This window comes from Kaustia mangrovi, assembly GCF_015482775.1.
Lineage (GTDB): Bacteria > Pseudomonadota > Alphaproteobacteria > Rhizobiales > Im1 > Kaustia > Kaustia mangrovi.
The window spans coordinates 4,593,210-4,613,383 of record NZ_CP058214.1 but is presented as its reverse complement, the minus strand read 5'-3'; the positions used below and the strand labels follow the sequence as shown (position 1 = coordinate 4,613,383).

Here is a 20,174-nt window from a genome sequence, read left to right as displayed (position 1 = left end):
GGTGTTCGCTTTTAGCGTCCGGGGACACCGGCTGTCCAGACGAGGCTTCTCTTTAGATGGGAAACGCCCCGCACGGCTCCAAGACACCGCTCCGGAACAAGCAAAACCGGCCGCGTTCGCATCCGCGGCCGGTCCAGGGGCCGTTCGACCGGCCCGAAAGGCACTGCGAGATCCGGTCAGCCGGTCGCGCCGACATCGTCGCCGGAGGAGGCGTCGCCGTCACCGTCGCTTTCCGGATGGGTCATGAGCTGTTCCCCGAGCAGGCCGGCATTGGCCCGGATCGCGTTCTCGATCGTCTGGGCAACCTCCGGGTTCTCCCTCAGGAACGTCTTGACGTTCTCCCGGCCCTGGCCGATCCGCTCATTGTTATAGGAATACCAGGACCCCGCCTTCTCCACGATGCCGGCGGTCACGCCGAGATCGATGAGCTCGCCGGTCTTGGAGATACCCTCGCCATACATGATGTCGAACTGGACCTGCTTGAATGGCGGGGCGAGCTTGTTCTTGACCACCTTGACGCGGGTCTGGTTGCCCTTGATCTCGTCGCGCTCCTTGATCGAGCCGATGCGGCGGATGTCGAGGCGGATGGAGGAATAGAACTTCAGCGCATTGCCGCCGGTCGTCGTCTCCGGGCTGCCATACATCACGCCGATCTTCATGCGGATCTGGTTGATGAAGATCACCATGCAGTGGGACTTGGAGATCGACGCAGTCAGCTTCCGGAGCGCCTGGCTCATCAGGCGGGCCTGCAGGCCGGGCTGGCTGTCGCCCATCTCGCCCTCGAGCTCGGCGCGCGGCGTGAGCGCGGCCACCGAGTCGATGACCAGAACCTCCACCGCCCCGGAGCGCACCAGAGTGTCGGCAATCTCCAGCGCCTGCTCGCCGGTATCGGGCTGGGAGATCAGAAGCTCGTCGAGATTGACCCCGAGCTTGCGGGCATAGACCGGATCGAGCGCGTGCTCGGCATCGACGAAGGCGCAGATGCCGCTCTTCTTCTGCGCTTCCGCCACGGTGTGGAGTGCAAGCGTTGTCTTGCCGGAGGATTCCGGCCCGTAAATCTCCACCACACGTCCGCGCGGCAGCCCGCCAATGCCCAGTGCGATGTCGAGACCCAGGGACCCGGTCGACACGACCTCGGTCTCCACCGCCTTCTCGCCCTGGCCGAGCCGCATGATCGAGCCCTTGCCGAATGCGCGCTCGATCTGTCCGAGGGCAGCCTGAAGTGCTTTTTGCTTATCCATGTTGTCTGTCTCAACAACCCGCAGATTCGCTTTGGACATGTGTCGCATTCCTTATTTCACATGGGCAGAGCCTATGCAATGCGCCCTGGCCGTCGCGCTCGAGGTGAGAGAATGTACTATTTTTGTTCTCATCGCAACCGTTCATTTCCATGCCCCTCCGACGCGCTGTGACATGATACCGGGCTCGCGCCCAAGCATCTGGTTTATCGACACTTTCCTGTGGAGAACGCTTACGCGTGGGGCCGTTTTGCTCTAACAGTCTCCATGGAGCCGTCATTTCGGGGACCGGAGAGCCCATGCCGTCGATCTATTCGCTCAAGCCGCGCTTCCAGGCCCTGCTGCGCCCTCTGTGCCGGGCACTCGCCGCGCGCGGTGTCACCGCCAACCAGGTCACGCTCGCCGCCTGCGGGCTGAGCCTTGCCCATGGCGCGTGGCTGGCACTTGCGCCGGGGAGCGCGCCGGCCTTCCTGCTGCTGCCCGCGACTCTCTTCGCGCGCATGGCGCTCAATGCCATAGACGGCATGCTGGCGCGCGAATTCGGCCAGAAGAGCCGGCTCGGCGCGCTTCTGAACGAGCTCTGCGACATCGTTTCCGACGCCGCGCTCTACCTGCCCTTCGCGCTGGTGGCGGGGCTGTCCGGCCCCTCGTCGTGATCGCGGTGTTCGCGGCCCTGCTCACCGAGGCGGCCGGCCTCGCCACGCTCGCGATCGGGTCGGAGCGGCGCTATGACGGGCCCATGGGCAAGAGCGACCGGGCCACCGCCTTCGGCCTCCTGGCCGTGCTTCACGGGGCCGGCCTGCCGCTCGCTCCCTGGGGCGACATCTATGTCGCCGCCATCGCCCTCCTGTCGGCCTGGACCGTCGCCAACCGCATGCGCGCAGGCCTTCGATCGGACAGCGGAGCCCCCCGCCCATGACGCTCGCCATTCCCCACAATGTCGTCCTGGCGCTCGCCGGCGTCTACGGCCTCCTCGTCGCCGCCACCCTCATCGTCGCCTGGATGGAGCGCGGACGCGGGCGCGACGCCAAGGGCCCCTCCGAGCTCTCCTTACGGATTCGCTCATGGTGGTGGATGGTCGCCGCCTTCACGCTCGCCGTCGCCTTCAACGAGACAGCGGCCATCGTGTTCCTGGGCTTCATCAGCTATCTGGCACTGAAGGAATATTTCTCCCTCATCCCGACGCGGCGCATCGACCGCTCGGTGATCCTGTGCGCCTATCTCGCGGTGCCCGCCCAGTTCTACTGGATCGCGGATGGCTGGTACGGCATGTTCATCGTCTTCATTCCCATCTGGGTCTTCCTGTTTTTCCCCATGCTCATGGCGCTCAGGGGCGAGACGGCCGGCCATCTCGCCGCTGTCGGGACGCTGAGCTGGGGCCTGATGATGACGGTGTTTGCCTTGAGCCATCTGGGCATCCTGCTGACCACAGGCGGCCCGGTGAACCCGGTCGCAGGCGGCGCTGGCCTGCTGTTCTTCGTCGTCTTCCTCACCCAGTTCAACGACGTCGCGCAATTCACATGGGGCAAGCTGCTCTCGCGCGCCACCGGCGGGCACCGCATCACGCCGACGGTCAGCCCGAACAAGACCTGGGAGGGGTTCCTCGGCGGGCTGGCGACCGCGGCCGCGCTCGGCGCCGCGCTCAGCCCGTGGCTCACGCCGATGACACCCGCCTGGGGCGCCCTTGCCGGCGCGATCATCGCAATCGCCGGCTTTGTCGGCGACGTGACCATGTCGGCCATGAAGCGCGATCTCGGCGTGAAGGACACCGGTCAGCTTATTCCCGGCCATGGCGGCATCCTCGACAGGGTCGACAGCCTCACCTACACGGCGCCGGTGTTCTTTCACTTCTTCCGCTATGTCTTCTATCCGTAAGGACGAGGCACGCAGTCCATGCTCACCCGGCTCGCCCGTCTCGTCTTCTTCGGCCTCGTCGTGCGCGGCATCGTGCTGCTCGTGATGGGTCTTAACATTCGCAACCGCGAGCGCCTGCCGCGGTCCGGCCCCGCGATCATCGTCGCCAACCACAACTCCCATCTCGACACGCTGACGCTCATGTCGCTGTTTCCGCTGGGAGACCTCGACCGCATCCGCCCGGTTGCCGCGATGGACTATTTCCTCGCCAATCCGGTCATGAAATGGATCGCCACGCGGCTCATCGGCATCCTGCCCATCGACCGCAGCGGCCGGGCCGGCGGCAATCCGCTCGCCGACTGCGAGGCGGCGCTCGCCCGCGGCGACATCCTGATCCTCTTCCCGGAAGGTTCGCGCGGGGAGCCGGAGCGGCTTGCCCGCTACAAGAAGGGCATCGCCCATCTGGCCAAGGCCGCACCCGAGGTCCCCGTGACCCCGGTCTTCTTCCACGGGCTGGGCAAGGCGCTGCCCAAGGGAAGCTGGCTCTTCGTGCCCTTCACCTGCGACGTCTTCGTCGGCGAGGCGTTCTCGTGGACGGGCTCCATAGCCGGCTTCATGGAGGCGCTCGAGGCACGCATGAGTGCGCTGGCCGCGCGGGGACATTTCCCGCCCTGGACCTGAGGCTCTGCGAAAAGGAAAAACGACCGGCACCCAAGGGGAACCGGCCGTTCTACTGAAGTACAGAGCCTTAAGTCAGAAAAGGCCGGATGCCCTACCTGAGGGGCGATGCACAGTATCAGCCGCCAATGGGGAGAGAGGAGCAGAGCACCCGGCCTTCCACCCACCGGAGCGAAGGCTTTCGCCCCCATATGCCCCGGCAGATCCCGTTCCGGACCCGGCCGCCTCGGCCTCCGGACCCGTAATTCCACTGAACCGCACGGAAAGATCCGAGGTAGCGAGGGCTTTGGGGCGCAGGGCGCAGCATGCGGGCATTTGCCGGCGCGCCGATCCCCGTCTGCCTGCTGCTCCCATCGCCATCGCCCGATCCCCCTGCCTGTGCGGTCCCACCCAGTTCGAAGGCCGCCCGATCTGCGTGTTGCCTCTACCCGTCTGCAACCTTCGATTGTTTAAATCTACAAACACCCTCACTGGCTGTCAACACAAATCACAACCCTGAGGAGATTTTCCGATTTCACTATCTAAGATTGTTAAATCAGCGCCTCGCACGCCTTTGCCACGGCGAACAGATGCCGGTCCGCACCGTGCCCGGCCATAAGCATGAGCCCCGTCGGCGCCTCGCCCGGCGCCTGCATCGGCATGGTGATCGCGCAGCCGTCGAGGAAGTTCGCGACGGCGGTGTTGCGCAGGCATGTCGCGTTGATGCGCATATAGTCCTCGTCCCGGTCGAGCGCGGAGACCGGAGGCGCGACGATGGCGACGGCGGGAAGGGCCAGGACGTCGAAACCGTCCATCGCGGCATCCGCGATGTCGATCATCACCTCGCGCGCCGCGAGGATCTCGATCAGGTCGGCTGCCGACAGCGCCTTGCCGGCGAGGATCCGCCGGGCGATCCGCGGATCGTAATCGGCCTCGCGGTCCTCCAGCATGTCCCTGTGCCAGGCATAGGCCTCGGCAGCGGCAAGCCCGCCGCCGGCATTGATCTTCGGCAGCTCGGCAAACTCGGCGAGGGTGATATCCTCGACGCGCATGCCGGCCTGGGAGAGCTTGCCCAGCGCACGCTCGAAGTCGCGCGCCACGGCCTCGTCGAGCCCGTCGAGGACAAGCGTCTGCGGCACGCCGATGCGGATCCGCGCGGGATCGAGCTCGCCGACCGTGCCATCCCAGTCGCCCGCCATCAGCGCATCGATGGCCGCCGCGCAAGCCACGCTCGGGGCGAGCGGGCCCACGGAATCGAGCGACGTCGCCAGCGGATAGGCCCCCTCGCAAGGCACCCGGCCCGAGGACGGCTTGTAGCCGACAATACCGTTGAAAGCCGCCGGAATGCGGCAGGATCCACCCGTATCCGTGCCGATGCCGACGACACCCATGGCCTCCGCCACCGCGACGCCCGCACCCGCCGAGGAGCCGCCCGGAATGCGCCGCGTTTCCCGGTCCCAGATGCTGGCCGGCGTGCCGTAATGCGAGTTGAGGCCGACGCCCGAATAGGCGAATTCCGTCATGTTGGTGCGCCCGAGCACCACGAGGCCCGCCTGCTTCAGCCGCGCGATCGCCGGCGCGTCGCGCTCGGCCGACGGCTCGCCCGCGAGCACCGTGGAGCCGGCCGTCGTCACCTGGCCCGCAAGGTCGAACAGGTCCTTCGCCGAGATCGGGATGCCGGCATAGGCCGATGGTGCGGCGCCGCGGGCCCGCAGCGCATCCATGTAGTCGGCGGCGAGAAGCGCCTCTTCCCGGTCGACACGCACGAAGGCGCGCGCCCCCTCCCCGCTTGTCTCGTCGATGCGGGCAAGGGCGGCCTCAACCAGAGCGCGCGACGTGGTGCGCCCTTCGGCAAGATCCTTGGCATGGCGGTCCAGTGTCGGCAGGGTCGGCGAAGCGGTCATGGCCTCTTACTCGCAAATGGTGGGGATGGTTCGAACGGGCGGGTCGGCGGCGACCATATCATGCCCTCCCGAACGGAAAACGGGAAAATGGGCGCGCCGTGGCATGCAGAGAGAGAGACAATCCCGCCACCTCTCGATCCACACGAGGCTGCCGCATAGGGCGCTCACGCGTCATTGTCCAACCGAGGGTCGTGCCGATGGTTGTTCCCGGGATCCATTGGCGACACGGTCCATATGCAGCATTCCTTGTCCGTCATCCCCGCATCCTTGTCCGTCATCCCCGCGAAAGCGGGGATCCATGTGCAGTTTCAAAGATATGGATTCCCGCTTTCGCGGGGATGACGAAGAGGGGGCCGGGCTCAGGCACCGGAGACGGGTGCCGTATACGGGCAGCGCCGCTATCGGGTCCCGGGATCGCTCCTGGACGGCACCGCAAGACTAGCCACAGGCGATATATAGCCATACCGCTCCGACTGCCGTCCCTAGCCCTCCATCGCGTCCTTCACCGCCGCGGCGAGCTGCTTGAGCGTGAACGGCTTGGGCAGGAAGGCGAAATCCTCCGTATCCTCGAGATTCTTGCGGAAGGAGTCCTCCGCATAGCCGGAGATGAAGATGACCTTGGCCGTCATGCCGCGCTTGCGCAGCTCCTTCAGGAGCGTGGGACCGTCCATCTCCGGCATGGAGACATCGGAGATGAGAAGATCGATGGCGTCCTCGTGCTCGGCGGCGAGCTCGATGGCAGCGTCGCCGCGTTCGGCCTCCAGAACCGTGTAGCCGCGCTGGGCGAGCGCGCGCACGGCGAAGGCGCGCACGGCCTCCTCGTCCTCCACGAGCAGCACCGTCCCCTTGCCGGTCAGGTCGGCGCGCCTGGCGTCGCGCTTGTCGGCCCGGTCCTCCGGCGCCTTCTCCTCGCTCTGGATATGGCGGGGCAGATAGATGCGGAAAGTCGTGCCCCTGCCGACCTCGCTGTCGCAGAAGATGAAGCCCCCGGTCTGCTTGACGATGCCGTAGACCGTGGAGAGGCCGAGCCCCGTTCCCTTGCCGATATCCTTGGTGGAGAAGAAGGGCTCGTAGATCTTCTCCAGCACCTCCCGCGGCATGCCGGTGCCGGTGTCGGACACCTCGCAGAGCACATAGTCGCCCGGCGGCATGACGTCGGGCTTCGGCGTCTTGGTCTTGTCGACGCTCGCATTGGCGGTGCGCACCGTCAGCGTGCCGCCCTCGGGCATGGCGTCGCGGGCATTGACGGCGAGGTTGATGATCACCTGCTCGAACTGGTTCACATCCGCCTTGACCGGCCAGAGATCGCGGCCATGGGTGATCTGCAGCTCGATCTTCTCGCCGAGCAGCCGGCCGAGCAGGTTTCCGAGGTCAGACAGAACGTCGGTCAGCGACAGCACTTCCGGGCGCAGGGTCTGCTGGCGCGAGAAGGCCAGGAGCTGGCGCACCAGATTGGCCGCCCGGTTGGCGTTCTGCTTGATGTTCATCATGTCCTTGAAGGACGGGTCGGTCGGCCGGTGCTTGGCGAGCAGGAGGTCGGAGAAGCCGATGATCGCGGTGAGGACATTGTTGAAGTCGTGCGCGATGCCGCCGGCGAGCTGGCCGATGGCCTGCATCTTCTGGCTCTGGGCGAACTGCATCTCCAGCGACCGGTGCGCGGTGGTGTCGACCGCATAGACCACGACCCGCGCGGCACCGCCCGCGGCGTCCTCCGCGCGGCTGAAGAAAAGCTGCGCGGTCCGCCCCTCCTCGCCGGCGAGATTGGCGTCCACCGGCGCGGGCACGCGGCCATCGCGCGCGGCGTCGACGGCCTGCGCGATGGCGCCGCGTTCCTCCTCGCCCACCAGATCGGCGAGCCCGGCGCCGCGGGCCGCCTTCTTGCCCATTACCTTCGTGAAAGCGGCATTGGCATTGGCGATACAGCCGTCCTCGTCGACCTCGGCAATGCCGATGGGGGCGGAGTTGACGAGCCGCGACAGCCGGATCTCGGTGGGCTCGGAGGCCATGCCACCCTCCGCCTCCGGCCGCATGTCGAGGACGAGCGAGCGCGACGGCTTCTGCCGGCCCTCCTCGTCGAAATCGAGCCGGTGGACGATACGCGCCGGCACGATGCGCCCGTCCCGCGTCTTCAGGTCGAGATCGAAGCTCTCTATGGCGATCCCGCCGGGCCCCGGAACCGCGCCGGCGAGGATCTGCTCACCGGTATCCGCGACGATGTCCTTCAGATTGAGCGCGCCGCCGGTCGTCTCGGCGAGGTCGACACCCAGCCACTCCGCGAGCGTTGCGTTGATATACTCGATATTGCCGTCCGCATCGGCGGAGAAGAAGCCGGCCGGGGCATGGTCGAGATAGTTGATGATGAACTGGAGGTGCTCGAAGGCCTCCTCCTGGCGCGCGCGCTCGTCGGTCGCATCGGCGACGCGCCACAGCGTGACCGGCCCTCCCCCGCCGTCGCGGACCGCGCAATCCACCGAGATCCGCACCCAGGCCGACTTGTCGGGATAGGCGCCGGCCGCCGCGCTGCCGGCGGACAGGCGGAACTCCTCGCTCGCGCCCTCGCCGTCTCGCGCGGCCTGGGCCAGCCGGTAGATCCGGTCGGAAATCTCCGGATATCCCGCATAGAGGCTTTCCACGCCGACGAGACGCGCAAGGCCCGCACGCTCCACCAGCGCGCGGTAGCGCCGGTTGCAATAGAGCACTCGCCCGCGCCGGTCGGTAACCACGCAGGCCTCCGGCACGGCGTCGAACAGCGCCTCGAAGAATTGCTGCCGTCGGGAGGCCCGGCCGAAATGGACGAGACCGGCCATCGTGCCGAAAATGGCCATCAGACCCAAAAATGACACAATGCCCAGTGCAATCAGCGCCCACAGGGGGGCCGCGCCGTGAAACCGGTAGGCCGCCCCGGCACTTGCCACCGCGAGGAGCAGCGCGAGCAGAATGGCCAGCCACTGCCGGCCATGCGAACGGTCGTTCAAGGGCACCGTCTGCCCGCGCTCCTGCTTCACCCGGGTGTCGGTCATCGCCACCGTCTGCACTGCTCGCACGAATCACGGGCAGTATAACGGTTCGCGGGAGCCGGCGCGCGGCCTGAAGCCATCGCCGCTGCGGTCGGCCTGCGCCGTTTACCACGATATCCATGGCCGCGCCGGCATCGCATCCAGCGCGTGACCGCAAATCGGCAAGTCTGCTAGTGTTGTCGCCTCGGGAAAGCCGGCGTCGCCGCCGGAAAGAATGGGAAACTGGGTCTAATGGAGTTCATTAGCGAGTATTGGCAGGTCTTTCTGACCGTCTTCGTCGTCCTCCTCGCGCTGCTCGTCATCCTGCTCGTCGCCCGCAGATGGGGCCGGCGCATCGGAACAGGCGGCGGCGCGCGCCTTGCCGTCACCGAGGTCGAGGCCGTGGACCAGACGCGCCGCCTCGTGCTCGTGCGCCGCGATTCCGTGGAGCATCTTCTCATGATCGGCGGCCCGCAGGATGTCGTGGTGGAGACCAACATCGCCCGAAGCGGCACAGGCATGGGCCGGGACGACGAGCCGCCCGTGCGCCGCGAGCGCGATTTCGCGCCTCCGGAGCCCTATCGCGCGCCGGAGCCCGCCATGCCGCGCCGCGAGGCGCCCGGGGCCCAGCAGCACTCCGAGCCACCGCTGTTCGGCGGGTACGGCGCGGCGCGCGGTGCGGATGACGCGGCTGCCATGCGCCCGCCCGAGCCGCCGGCGGTGGAGCCCGCCTCCGACTATGGCGACACGCCGCCGCCCTATCCCAGGAGCGGAGCGCGCACGCATGAGAGCGGTTCCGTTCCCGATCCGCGCAGCATCCGTCCCGCGGAGACGACGCGCGACGACGATTCCGACAGGTACTGACGGCCGGGACCTGAACGGGGAGCGGCCTCAAGCGGCATGACAGGGGTATCGCACGAGGGTCACGGGCATAAACGCAACGAGCGGCGCACATTCTGGGCGGCCGCGCTCACCGGCGGCTTCATGGTGGCTGAGGTCGCCGGCGGCCTGATCTCCGGGTCGCTGGCCCTCATCGCCGATGCCGGCCACATGCTCACCGACGCCGTTTCCCTCGGCTTCGCCTGGTACGCCTTCAGGCTCGCCGCCCATCCGCCCGACCGCAAGCGCACCTACGGCTTCGACCGGCTGCAGATCCTGGTCGCCTTCGCCAACGGCATCGCGCTGTTCTTCGTGGTGGGCTGGATCTTCTTCGAGGCCGCCGACCGGCTGTTCTCGCCCGTGGAGGTGCTCGGCGGCACCATGCTCGTCGTCGCGCTCGCAGGGCTTGCGGTCAATATCGCCGCCTTCGCCCTGCTCCATGGCGGCGACCGGGAGAACCTCAATATTCGCGGCGCGCTGCTCCACGTCCTGGGCGACCTGCTCGGATCGGTGGCCGCCCTCCTCGCCGCCCTCGTCATCATCTGGACCGGATGGACGCCGATCGACCCGCTGCTTTCCGCGCTGGTCGGGCTCATCCTGCTGCGTGGCGCCTGGCGGCTCGTCTCCGAGGCAGGCCACATCCTGCTGGAAGGCACGCCCGATCACCTTTCAGTCGAGGAGATCGCCAACGACCTCGTCGCCGCCGTACCGCAGGTGGAGGATGTCCATCACGTCCATATCTGGTCGCTGACCCAGGAGCGCCCGCTCATCACGCTCCATGCGCGCATCGCCGAGGCGGCGGGCGCGGAACAGGCCAACGCCGACATCAAGGCGCGGCTTTCGGAAAAGTTCGGCATCTCGCACGCGACCGTCGAGATCGAGCAGTCGGGTTGCGCGGACGACCGGCAGGCCGAGCCCCCTCGCCAGGAACACGCCTGACGTCGACCCGGACTGCTCCGGGCCGGCTTTCCGTATGCCGAAACTGTAAGAGGCCGCATTCCGCGGCCCCGCCGGTCAGTCGTCGCGATAGACGCGCTCTCGCCGTTCGTGGCGTTCCTGCGCCTCGACCGACAAGGTCGCAATCGGCCGTGCGTCGAGCCTCTTCAAGCTGATCGGTTCGCCAGTTTCCTCGCAATAGCCGTATGTGCCGTCCTCGATCCGCTCCAGTGCCGCGTCGATCTTGGCAATGAGCTTGCGCTGACGGTCCCTGGTCCTCAGCTCCAGCGCGCGGTCGGTCTCGGTGGATGCGCGATCCGCGAGGTCCGGCAACTGGGCGTTCTCGTTCTGCAGGTTCTCCAGGGTCTCGCGACTTTCCCGCAGAATATCGTCTTTCCAGGCTAACAGCTTGTTGCGGAAATATTCCCGCTGGCGTTCGTTCATGAAGGGCTCGTCGTCTGACGGCCTGTAATCCTCTGTGATGTCCACAGCCATCGAACACCTCAACGCTAATCAGCGTTCCTCCCGTGAGTGGCGCCTATATATCCACCTCGGCGGTGACGGACAATACCTAACTCGCCTCTTACGACAGCTTTTCTCTCACACCACCTGCCGGAGCGGTGCGATGCGGTTTGCGCTTCTGGTCAACGCGGCCGCCATTCGATAAAACGAGCCCTCCCGTCCCACGGTGCCCACGACCCTGCCAGAGGATGTCCCGTCCAATGAAATTCGAAGGAACAGCCAGCTATGTCGCCACGGAGGACCTGCGCATCGCGGTGAATGCCGCCATCGCGCTGGAGCGGCCCCTCCTCGTGAAGGGCGAGCCCGGCACCGGCAAGACGGTGCTTGCCGAGGAGGTGGCGGGGGCACTGGAGATGCCGCTCGTCACATGGCACGTGAAGTCGACGACGAAGGCCCATCAGGGGCTCTACGAGTACGACGCCGTGACGCGCCTGCGCGATTCCCAGCTCGGCGACGAGCGCGTGAAGGATGTCCGCAACTATATCCGCAAGGGCAGGCTGTGGGAGGCGTTCGAGGCCGATGCCCGCGTCGTGCTGCTGATCGACGAGATCGACAAGGCCGATATCGAGTTTCCGAACGATCTCCTCCAGGAGCTCGACCGGATGGAGTTCTACGTCTACGAGACCGGCGAGACCGTGCGGGCCCGCCAGCGCCCCGTCGTGATCATCACCTCCAACAACGAGAAGGAGCTGCCGGACGCCTTTCTGCGCCGCTGCTTCTTCCACTACATCAAGTTCCCCGACGCGGACACCATGGCGGAGATCGTGGACGTCCATTTCCCGGGGCTCAAGTCGCGGCTGGTCTCCGAAGCGCTGAACGCCTTCTACGAGCTGCGCGAGGTTCCGGGCTTGAAGAAGAAGCCGTCGACCTCGGAACTCCTCGACTGGATCAAGCTCCTGCTCAACGAGGACATCCCGCCCGAGGCGCTTAGCGAGCGCGATACCCGTAAGCTCATTCCGCCGCTCCATGGCGCGCTGCTGAAGAACGAGCAGGATGTCCAGCTCTTCGAAAGGCTGGCCTTCATGTCCCGCCGCGAGCAGCGTTAGGTCGAATCGCCAATCGGCGCGCGATGCACCGACCCGGACTCCCGTCCAGGTCGTCATTGCCGGGCTTGTCCCGGCAAGACAGGGCCCGGCGGCTTCCGACCCCGGGCACCCTGTGGCGCCGGTCTTGCCTCCGGGTGCCGGATCGCTACTGAATCATATTATTGTCAATGCCTTGAGAGAGATTCATGAAATCTTCTCTCAACTTCGCCGATGCACTGGCCTCAGGCGATCCCCAGCGTCTTCAGGATGGGCAAGCGGTCGCTCTGGAACGTCTTCGCGATGCTTTCCAGCTCGGCCAGGTTCTCTTCCGGGGTCTCCAGCGTCTTGTTCTCCTTCAGCACGAGCTGACCGCAGGCCGACAGGGCCTCCCAGGCCGATTTCGCCCAGTCCCGCGGTGTCTTGTGCCCCTCGGCGATGGCGTGGAGGAACATCTGGTGGAACCGGGGCACCGTGACGCCCGTTCCGATCACCGGCGAGGCCAGCACATTGACTTCCTCGCGGGACAGGGCCTGTGCGCAGAGATGGCTGTTGAGCCGGGCGCAGGCGGGCCTCGCGCGCTCTATGACCGCCTCCTGCTGGACGGGATGGGCGTGGCCGGCGCCGACCAGGATGATGACCGCCTCGGCGAGTTGACCGAATTCGAGCGATTTCAAGCCCGGCTCGTCGCGCAGCGAGGCGAGCGACCGCGGCGCGCAGTCGTCCTTCGCCAGGGCGTCGATCAGGGGCCGGTATATGTCCTGTCTCAGCTCCGCCTCGCCGAGCGCGGCCGGCACAGTCATGGGAATGGCCGACGGCGTACTCGCCAGCGCGACCCGCGTGGCCAGCAGCGTCTCGCGCTGGTCCGTGGCCGGCATCCTGCGCACTCCGCGCGCGAAGAGATCCCACCGGAACCGCCTGTTGACGCAGTAGTCGTAGACCGTCTGCCGAACAACCGGGTCGGAGATCCCGTTCAGGACCTCCTGCATCTCTGCGGTCAGGTTGATGCCGCTCACATAGTCGAGCGGCCGCGCCGACGCCGCGAAGCCGACCTTGGCCTCCGCAAGAAGCTTCGCCGTCTCCGCGAACAGCATGGGCCGCCAGTGCCGGTTGAGATGCTCGTGGATCACATAGTGGGCATTGTGCCGGTCGAGCCCGTCCACATAGTCGCCAAGGGCAGGATTGCCCGTGAAGCAGGCTGCGCCGGCCTCGCGCAGCCGGTTCATGAACCCCACGGCCGCGTCGGCGCGCTCGGAGATCGTCTGCCCGCGCCCGCCGCCATGCGCCATGAACGACACAAGGCGCTGCCACGGGGCGATCTGGGCCCAGCCCGGCTCGCAATTGTAGCTGATATTGAGCACGCCGCCGGGCTTCAGATGGCGCCTCACGAGCGCGATGAGTGCGTCCCGGTTGCTGTCGCTCACCCACGACCAGACACCGTGCACGGCGATCATGTCGAATTGCGGCAGGTCGGGCCGGGCAAGCAGTTCCTCGAAACTGTCGTCGGCGACGGTCATGTCCGCCCCCGACGCCTCGGCGAGATCGCGCGCATAGAGCGCATGCGCGGGATTGAAGTCGGCGCCCCAATAGGTGCCGGGACAGGCCGCGGCGTGAACCGCCAGCGACACCCCGTAGCCGAAGCCGAGCTCCAGATAGGCGGGATCGGCGGAGCGTCCCGGCCCCAGCGTCCGGCCGCATTGGGCAAGCCCCTGGCTGAGCAGCCCGAAGGCGCAGCGCTCCGGCGACAGCTCCGCATAGAAACCCGGAAAATAGTCGATATCGGTAACGTAGCCCGATGACCAAGATGTCATGATGCCCCCTCTTGTCCCGCTGTCTTCGTCGCAGCGTAACGCTGTGCACGATGTGCCCCAAACAGGACACCCCTTTTAGGGGAAGATCATCGTTTGTGCAATTATAAAGTGCAGTTCCGATACCCCGCAACCGCACCCGGCGGCCACGGACTCTTTCGTTGCCCCCGCGAGCGCCCTGTATTAAGGGGTGCTCCTCAAGGGCGTTCACGGGGTGAGACGGCGATGCGGTTCGAGAGTGGCGAGGCATTCCGCGACTGGCCGGCCAAAGCCGTCACGGTGTTCGGCATGTCCGGCGTCGGCAAGACCTCGCTCGGCAACATGCTCAGGCGCCACGACTGGTTCCACTACTCCGTCGACTACCGCATCGGCACGCGCTACATGGGCGAATACATTGTCGACGAGTTCAAGCGCGAGGCGATGAAGGTGCCTCTCCTGCGCCAGCTCCTGATGACGGATTCGATCTACATCTCCTCCAACATCACCTTCGACAATCTCGCCCCGCTGTCGACCTATCTCGGAAAGCCCGGCAATCCGGACCGGGGCGGCATCTCGTTCGCGGAATACCGGCGCCGTCAGGCCCAGCACAAGGCCGCCGAGATCGCGGCCCTGCTCGACGTGCCCGAGTTCATCGAGAAGGCGCGCACCATCTACGGCTATGCGCGTTTCCTGTGCGATTCCGGCGGCAGCCTGTGCGAGGTGGTCGACCCGGACGATCCGAACGACCCCGTCCTGAAATGCCTGTCGGAGCACACGCTGCTGCTCTATATCCGCGGCACCGAGCAGCACAAGCGCATGCTGGTGGACCGGTTCCGGGCGGCGCCGAAACCCATGTACTATCCGGAAGCCTTCCTCGAGGAAAGCTGGGCGGACTACAAGCGCATGCACGGCCTCGCGCGCGACGAGGAGGTCGATCCGGACGGCTTCGCGGTGTGGGGCTTCGAACAGCTTCTCGACCGCCGGATCCCCTATTACGAAGCCATAGCGCGCAATTTCGGCTATACGATCGAGGCCGACGAGGTCGCCGGTATCGTCAGCGAGGCTGGCTTCGTCTCGCTGGTCTCCAGGGCGATCGACCAGCGGGCCTGACCCCGCGGGCCGCCGCCTTGCCAGAGGGCGGAGCGCTTGCAGCGCACGGCGCGACCGCCTAAATGTTCATCACCTTTCGGGCCGCCCGGACAGACCGGGCGCACAGGACAGGGGAGGACGTTTCCAAAGCCCATGCCGATCAAGATACCGGACGATCTGCCGGCGCGCGCGACGCTGGAGCAGGAAGGCGTGATGGTCATGACGGAGGAGCTTGCCGACAGGCAGGACATCCGCCCGCTGCGTATCGGCATGCTCAACCTCATGCCCAACAAGATCCGCACCGAGGCCCAGTTCGCCCGGCTGGTCGGCGCGACGCCCCTGCAAGTGGAGCTGTCGCTCGTGCGCATGACCAATCACAAGCCGAAGAACACGTCCGCGGAGCACATCCTCGCCTTCTACCGCACATGGGAGGAGGTCGCGCACGAGAAGTTCGACGGGTTGATCATCACCGGCGCGCCGATCGAGCTGCTCGAGTTCGAGGAAGTGAACTACTGGGACGAGCTCACCCGGATCTTCGAGTGGACGCAGACCAACGTCCATTCCACCTTCGCCATCTGCTGGGGCGCGCAGGCCGCGCTGCACCATTTCCACGACGTGCCGAAATACCCCCTGCCCCGGAAGGCCTTCGGCGTGTTCCGCCACAAGAACCTCAACCCGGCCTCGCCCTATCTGCGCGGCTTCTCCGACGATTTCTCGATTCCCGTCTCGCGCTGGACGGAAGTGCTCCGCAAGGACCTGCCGGACGACCGCGGGCTGGAGGTGCTGATGGAATCCGACGAGGCCGGCCTGTGCTTCGTCGCCGACCCCACCCGGCGCATGCTCTACATGTTCAACCACATCGAATATGACAGCCGCAGCCTTGCGGAGGAGTATTGGCGCGACACCGAGGCGGGCAAGGACATCCAGCTTCCGACGAATTATTTCCCCGGCGACGATCCCCATGCGGAGCCGGAGAACCGCTGGCGCAGCCACGCCCACCTGCTGTTCGGCAACTGGATCAACGAGGTCTATCAGACGACCCCCTTCGATATCGCCCGGATCGGCGAGGCGCCGGCCGTGCGGCAACCGCAGCCGGTCGCCGCGAAATAGGGGGCTCGATGCTGCGCCTCCTGCTTCTGCGCCACGCCAAGTCGAGCTGGGACAACCCGGCGCTCGACGATCGCGACCGGCCGCTCAACGGGCGCGGCGAGAAGGCCGCCCCGCTCATGGGCCGGTATATGCGCGAGAACGGCCACGCCCCCCGGCTCGCGCTATGCTCGCCGGCGATACGCGCGCGCCAGACGCTCGATCTCGTCGTCCCCCAGCTCGACGCGGCGCCGCCCATCCATATCGATGACAGGCTCTACGATTTCGGTGACGGGACAAGCCCGCTGGCCGCCCTGCGCGGCGAAGGCGGCACGGCGTCGCCGATTCTCGTCGTCGGCCACAACCCGTCTCTCGAAACACTCGCCGACGCGCTCGCCGGCGACGGCGCCAGGGCCGCGCTGAAGGCGATGCGCCGGAAATTCCCCACGGGAGCCCTCGCCGTCATCGATTTCGACGCCGACGACTGGGCGGATATCGCACCGGGCGCGGGAACGCTCGTCAGCTTCACCCGGCCCAAGGATCTCTAGGGGCGGCCCGACGGGTCGAGACGGAAAATGCCTTTTTCGTGCCATCTCCTCTCCGGAAACCGCAGGGAAGGTCCGCGGCGCCGAACCGGGCCGACATGCCCGCCGGCCCCTTCAGGCGTTGCGGAAAGGGCTTTGCCGAAAGCATGGAACCCATGTCGCTGACCACCGTCCTCGACCGTACCCGGATCGCGATGTCGGAGATCGCCGACTATGCCGGCGCGCTCGGAAACCCGGCGCTCAGGCTCGGCGTCACCGGGCTGTCGCGCGCGGGCAAGACCGTGTTCATCACGGCGCTCGTCCACAATATCGTGCACGGCGGTCGCCTCGCGCTGTTCGACCCGGCGGCGGAAGGACGCATCCGGCGCGCCTTCCTGGAGCCGCAGCCCGACGATACCGTGCCGCGCTTCGCCTATGAGGACCATGTGGAGGCCCTGATCGGCGAGGATCGCCGCTGGCCGGAGAGCACGCACCGCATGAGCCAGATGCGCCTGACGCTCGACTACGAGCCGGAGGGGTTCGTGGCGCGCAATATCGGCAGCGGACGGCTGTCCATCGACATTGTGGACTATCCCGGCGAATGGCTGCTCGACCTGCCCCTGATGACGCGCAGCTACGAGGAATGGTCGCGCACCATGCTGGAGGCGAGCCGCAGCGCGCGCTGCGCGCCGCTCGCACGGGACTGGCACCGCCACCTCGCCACGCTGAGGCCGAAGGAGCCGGCCCCGGAGACCGACGCGGTAAAGGATGCGGAGCTGTTCCGCGCCTATCTCTCCGCCTGCCGCGATGCCGGCGCCTCATTCTCCGCCCTGCCGCCCGGACGGTTCCTGATGCCCGGCGACCTCGCCGGCTCGCCGCTCCTCACCTTCGCGCCGCTGCCCGTACCCGAGGGCGAGACGGCGCCCAAGGGCTCGCTCTGGGCCATGATGGCCAGGCGCTACGACGCCTATGTGCGCCATGTGGTGCGTCCCTTCTTCCGCGACCACTTCGCCCGCCTCGACCGGCAGATCGTGCTCGTCGACGCGCTGACCGCGCTCAATGCCGGTCCGGAGGCGCTGCAGGATCTGGGGCGCGCGCTCGGCGACGTGCTCTCCTGTTTCCGACACGGCCCGGCGAGCTGGGCCGCGAGCCTCACCGGCCGACGGATCGACCGCATCCTCTTCGCCGCCACCAAGGCCGACCGGCTGCACCACACGAGCCACGACCGGCTGGAAACCATCACCCGCGCGATGATCGAGACGGCCCTCGAGCGCGCCGAGTTCGCCGGCTCCGCGGTGGAGGTGATGGCACTCGCCGCCATCCGGGCGACACGCGAGACGACGGTCCGCCAGAACGGCGACGCCCTGCCCTGCATCGTCGGCGTGCCCGAGGCGGGCGAGACGATCGGCGGGGAAACCTTCGATGGCAGCCGCGAGATGGCGATCTTCCCCGGCGACCTGCCGGACGACCCGCAGGCCGCCCTTGCCGGCGCCGCGCGCGACACTGTCCATTTCGTTCGTTTCCGGCCGCCCTGGTTCGAGGCCGCCGGCCCCGGCGACGGCGCGAGCTTCCCCCATATCCGGCTCGACCGGGCCCTCAATTTCCTGCTTGCGGACAGGCTGGCATGACCGATCCGAACACCACGCGCCGCGAGCGCGCGCCGCGCGCCTTCGAGGCCCCGCCCCGCGAGGAAACCACGCTCGACCTGCCCGACGAGGCCGGATCGGGCGACGGCGAGCCCGCCCATCACCTGCCCGGACGCAGGGGCCTGCGCTGGGGCGCGCTGCTCGCCTCCTCGGTCACCGCGCTCGTGGCGATTGCGGTCACCATGAGCGTCACGCAGATGGTCGAACAGCTCTTCGCGCGCGAGGACTGGCTCGGCTGGACGGCGCTCGGCCTTGCCGGGATTGCCGGGATCGCGGCGCTCGCCCTGATCGTGAAGGAGGCCGCGGCCCTCATGCGGCTGTCGCGCATCGGGTCGATCCGGGAGACGGCGGAGCGCACGCTGCGCCATGACGACAGCGCCGGCGCGGACGAGACGGTCCGTGCGCTGAGCGGGCTTTACGGCCATCGCCGCGACATGGCCTGGGCGCTCGGCCGGCTCAAGCGCTTCGAAGGCGAGATCATCGACCCCGCCGACCGGGTGCGGCTTGCCGAACGCGAGTTGATGGGAGAGCTCGATGCGGAGGCCGGCCGGCTGATCGCCGCCGCCGCCAAGCGCATCTCGCTCCTGACCGCGCTGACGCCCGCCGCCGCCCTCGACCTCCTGTTCGTGGCCGCGCAGAACCTCACGCTCCTGCGCCGGCTCGCCGCGCTCTATGGCGGGCGCCCGGGCTCGCTCGGCACGCTGAAGCTCGCCCGGATGGTCGTGACCCATCTCGCCGTGACGGGCGGCGTGGCGCTGTCGGACACGCTCATCCAGCATGTCGTGGGGCGCGGCATCGCCGGGCGGCTGTCGGCGCGCATCGGCGAGGGCACGGTCAACGGCATCATGACCGCCCGGATCGGCCTTGCCGCGCTCGATCTCGTCCGTCCCCTGCCCTTCGAAACGCTGGAGAAGCCGCGCCTGTCCGCCATCGCCGCCCGTCTCACCCGGTCCACCGGCGCGCCGCAGGCCGAAGCCGCCGACGACGGTACCGAGCGGCGGCCGCAGGATGGCGGCGGCCGTCTGTAAATTCGCACCCGCCGCGCCTATCTTTGAGCCATGACGTTCCCGTCCCTCGATAGCGTCGAGCAGACGCGCTCCAAATGGCGCAACAGGATGCATAGCTGGCTTCTGGCCGGCGGCAGCGTGGGCTTCATGGCCGTCGTGGCCTGGCTGGTCTTCGGCGTCGTGGGGCTCGTCTGGGCGCTGGCCCTCGGTGCGGTGGGCCTGTGGTCGGCGACGCGCATCTCGCCGAAGCTGGTCCTCAACCTCTACCGGGCCCGGCCGATCACCCAGCAGGAATTCCCCGACGGCTACCATGTGCTGCGCGCGATCACCGCGCGCGCCGACCTGCCGACGGTCCCCATGCTCTACTATGTGCCGAGCCGCATGATGAACGCCTTCGCGGTGGGCATGCCGCAGGACAGCGCCATCGCGGTCACCGACGGGCTCCTGCGCGGGCTCACCATGCGCCAGCTCGCCGGCGTCCTTGCCCACGAGGTCAGCCATATCCGCAATGGCGACCTGAAGGTCATGGCGCTCGCCGACATCGTGAACCGGATCACGAGCATCATGGCGACGGTCGGCCTCTTGACGCTGGCCTTCTACCTGCCGGCCATACTGGAGGCGGGCGGCCAGGTGCCGTGGATCGGCATTGTGCTGCTGATCTTCGCCCCGACAATCGGTGGCCTCCTGCAGCTCGCCCTGTCGCGGGCGCGCGAATACGACGCCGACCTCGACGCCGTGAGCCTGACGGGCGATCCGGAAGGGCTCGCCGCCGCGCTCATGGCGCTCGAGCGCAAGCAGGGCGCGATGTGGGAGGCGCTGTTCCTGCCCGGCGGCCGGCTGCCCGACCCCTCGCTCCTGCGCTCCCATCCCAAGACGCAGGATCGCGTGAAGCGCATCCTGGCGCTGCGCCGCGACCAGACCCCGCATATCCCCCTGCCCGGCGAGAAACCCGAGGTCGGCCCCTCCATCGTACCGGTCGTGCGCCGGCCGCGTTTCCATGTGAGCCGCATGGGCCTGTGGTACTGAG

Annotated in this window: 16 protein-coding genes and 1 pseudogene; 12 read left to right on the top strand and 5 right to left on the bottom strand. The window is 67.3% G+C overall.

Annotated features, from left to right (window positions below; all coding sequences use genetic code 11):
• Window positions 1-176 precede the first annotated feature (176 nt).
• Window positions 177-1,280 (bottom strand): recombinase RecA, encoded by a 1,104-nt coding sequence (recA, locus tag HW532_RS21855; protein WP_213162471.1) that lies wholly within the window; start codon window positions 1,278-1,280, stop codon window positions 177-179.
• A gap of 257 nt (window positions 1,281-1,537) precedes the next feature.
• Between recA and HW532_RS21850 the strand changes: the two are divergent.
• The 3 genes and pseudogenes from HW532_RS21850 (at window position 1,538) to HW532_RS21840 (ending at window position 3,773) form a co-directional block, all read left to right on the top strand.
• Window positions 1,538-2,157 (top strand): annotated as a pseudogene (locus HW532_RS21850) (CDP-alcohol phosphatidyltransferase family protein).
• The gene (locus tag HW532_RS21845; protein ID WP_213162470.1) at window positions 2,154-3,113 is read left to right on the top strand and encodes a phosphatidate cytidylyltransferase; all 960 of its coding nucleotides are present in this window, start codon (window positions 2,154-2,156) and stop codon (window positions 3,111-3,113) included. The pseudogene HW532_RS21850 and the gene HW532_RS21845 overlap by 4 nt, the downstream one beginning before the upstream one ends.
• Before the next feature lie 18 nt (window positions 3,114-3,131).
• The gene (locus HW532_RS21840; protein ID WP_213162469.1) at window positions 3,132-3,773 is read left to right on the top strand and encodes a lysophospholipid acyltransferase family protein; all 642 of its coding nucleotides are present in this window, start codon (window positions 3,132-3,134) and stop codon (window positions 3,771-3,773) included.
• Between the two features lie 527 nt (window positions 3,774-4,300).
• Here HW532_RS21840 and HW532_RS21835 read toward each other — a convergent pair.
• Both HW532_RS21835 and cckA read right to left on the bottom strand, forming a co-directional pair.
• Window positions 4,301-5,653 carry an amidase gene (locus HW532_RS21835; RefSeq protein ID WP_213162468.1) on the bottom strand — a complete coding sequence of 451 codons (1,353 nt, stop codon included), beginning with the start codon at window positions 5,651-5,653 and terminating at the stop codon, window positions 4,301-4,303.
• A gap of 482 nt (window positions 5,654-6,135) precedes the next feature.
• Window positions 6,136-8,673: a cell cycle histidine kinase CckA gene (cckA, locus tag HW532_RS21830; RefSeq protein WP_213162467.1), complete on the bottom strand. Its 2,538-nt coding sequence runs from the start codon at window positions 8,671-8,673 to the stop codon at window positions 6,136-6,138.
• A 228-nt stretch (window positions 8,674-8,901) separates the two neighbouring features.
• On the opposite strand from cckA, the gene HW532_RS21825 reads away from it, so the two are divergent.
• Both HW532_RS21825 and HW532_RS21820 read left to right on the top strand, forming a co-directional pair.
• Window positions 8,902-9,513 carry a flagellar biosynthetic protein FliO gene (locus HW532_RS21825; protein ID WP_213162466.1) on the top strand — a complete coding sequence of 204 codons (612 nt, stop codon included), beginning with the start codon at window positions 8,902-8,904 and terminating at the stop codon, window positions 9,511-9,513.
• A 36-nt stretch (window positions 9,514-9,549) separates the two neighbouring features.
• A complete protein-coding gene (locus tag HW532_RS21820) occupies window positions 9,550-10,467 on the top strand; it encodes a cation diffusion facilitator family transporter (protein WP_213162465.1) in 918 nt (305 codons plus the stop codon).
• A 75-nt stretch (window positions 10,468-10,542) separates the two neighbouring features.
• Here HW532_RS21820 and dksA read toward each other — a convergent pair whose 3' ends face one another.
• Entirely contained in the window at window positions 10,543-10,959 is a 417-nt protein-coding gene (gene dksA / locus HW532_RS21815) for an RNA polymerase-binding protein DksA (RefSeq protein WP_213162464.1), read from the bottom strand.
• A 227-nt stretch (window positions 10,960-11,186) separates the two neighbouring features.
• Between dksA and HW532_RS21810 the strand changes: the two genes are divergently transcribed.
• A complete protein-coding gene (locus HW532_RS21810) occupies window positions 11,187-12,032 on the top strand; it encodes an AAA family ATPase (RefSeq protein ID WP_213162463.1) in 846 nt (281 codons plus the stop codon).
• Between the two features lie 221 nt (window positions 12,033-12,253).
• On the opposite strand, the gene HW532_RS21805 is transcribed toward HW532_RS21810, so the two are convergent.
• On the bottom strand, window positions 12,254-13,819 hold the full coding sequence (locus HW532_RS21805; protein WP_213162462.1) for a methyltransferase regulatory domain-containing protein: 1,566 nt from the start codon (window positions 13,817-13,819) through the stop codon (window positions 12,254-12,256).
• A 222-nt stretch (window positions 13,820-14,041) separates the two neighbouring features.
• Between HW532_RS21805 and HW532_RS21800 the strand changes: the two genes are divergently transcribed.
• The 6 genes from HW532_RS21800 to HW532_RS21775 all read left to right on the top strand — a co-directional run bounded on the left by HW532_RS21800 (window position 14,042) and on the right by HW532_RS21775 (window position 20,173).
• Window positions 14,042-14,905, top strand: coding sequence for a DEAD/DEAH box helicase family protein (locus tag HW532_RS21800; RefSeq protein WP_213162461.1), 864 nt, complete (start codon window positions 14,042-14,044; stop codon window positions 14,903-14,905).
• Window positions 14,906-15,037: 132 nt separating this feature from the next.
• Window positions 15,038-15,994, top strand: coding sequence for a homoserine O-acetyltransferase MetA (metA, locus tag HW532_RS21795; protein WP_213162460.1), 957 nt, complete (start codon window positions 15,038-15,040; stop codon window positions 15,992-15,994).
• Between the two features lie 8 nt (window positions 15,995-16,002).
• A complete protein-coding gene (locus HW532_RS21790; protein WP_213162459.1) occupies window positions 16,003-16,518 on the top strand; it encodes a SixA phosphatase family protein in 516 nt (171 codons plus the stop codon).
• A 152-nt stretch (window positions 16,519-16,670) separates the two neighbouring features.
• On the top strand, window positions 16,671-18,122 hold the full coding sequence (locus HW532_RS21785) for a YcjX family GTP-binding protein (RefSeq protein WP_425491905.1): 1,452 nt from the start codon (window positions 16,671-16,673) through the stop codon (window positions 18,120-18,122).
• The gene (locus tag HW532_RS21780; protein ID WP_213162457.1) at window positions 18,119-19,168 is read left to right on the top strand and encodes a YcjF family protein; all 1,050 of its coding nucleotides are present in this window, start codon (window positions 18,119-18,121) and stop codon (window positions 19,166-19,168) included. Before HW532_RS21785 ends, HW532_RS21780 begins: the two co-directional genes overlap by 4 nt.
• 30 nt (window positions 19,169-19,198) lie before the next feature.
• Window positions 19,199-20,173: a zinc metalloprotease HtpX gene (locus HW532_RS21775; protein WP_213162456.1), complete on the top strand. Its 975-nt coding sequence runs from the start codon at window positions 19,199-19,201 to the stop codon at window positions 20,171-20,173.
• Window position 20,174 lies beyond the last annotated feature (1 nt).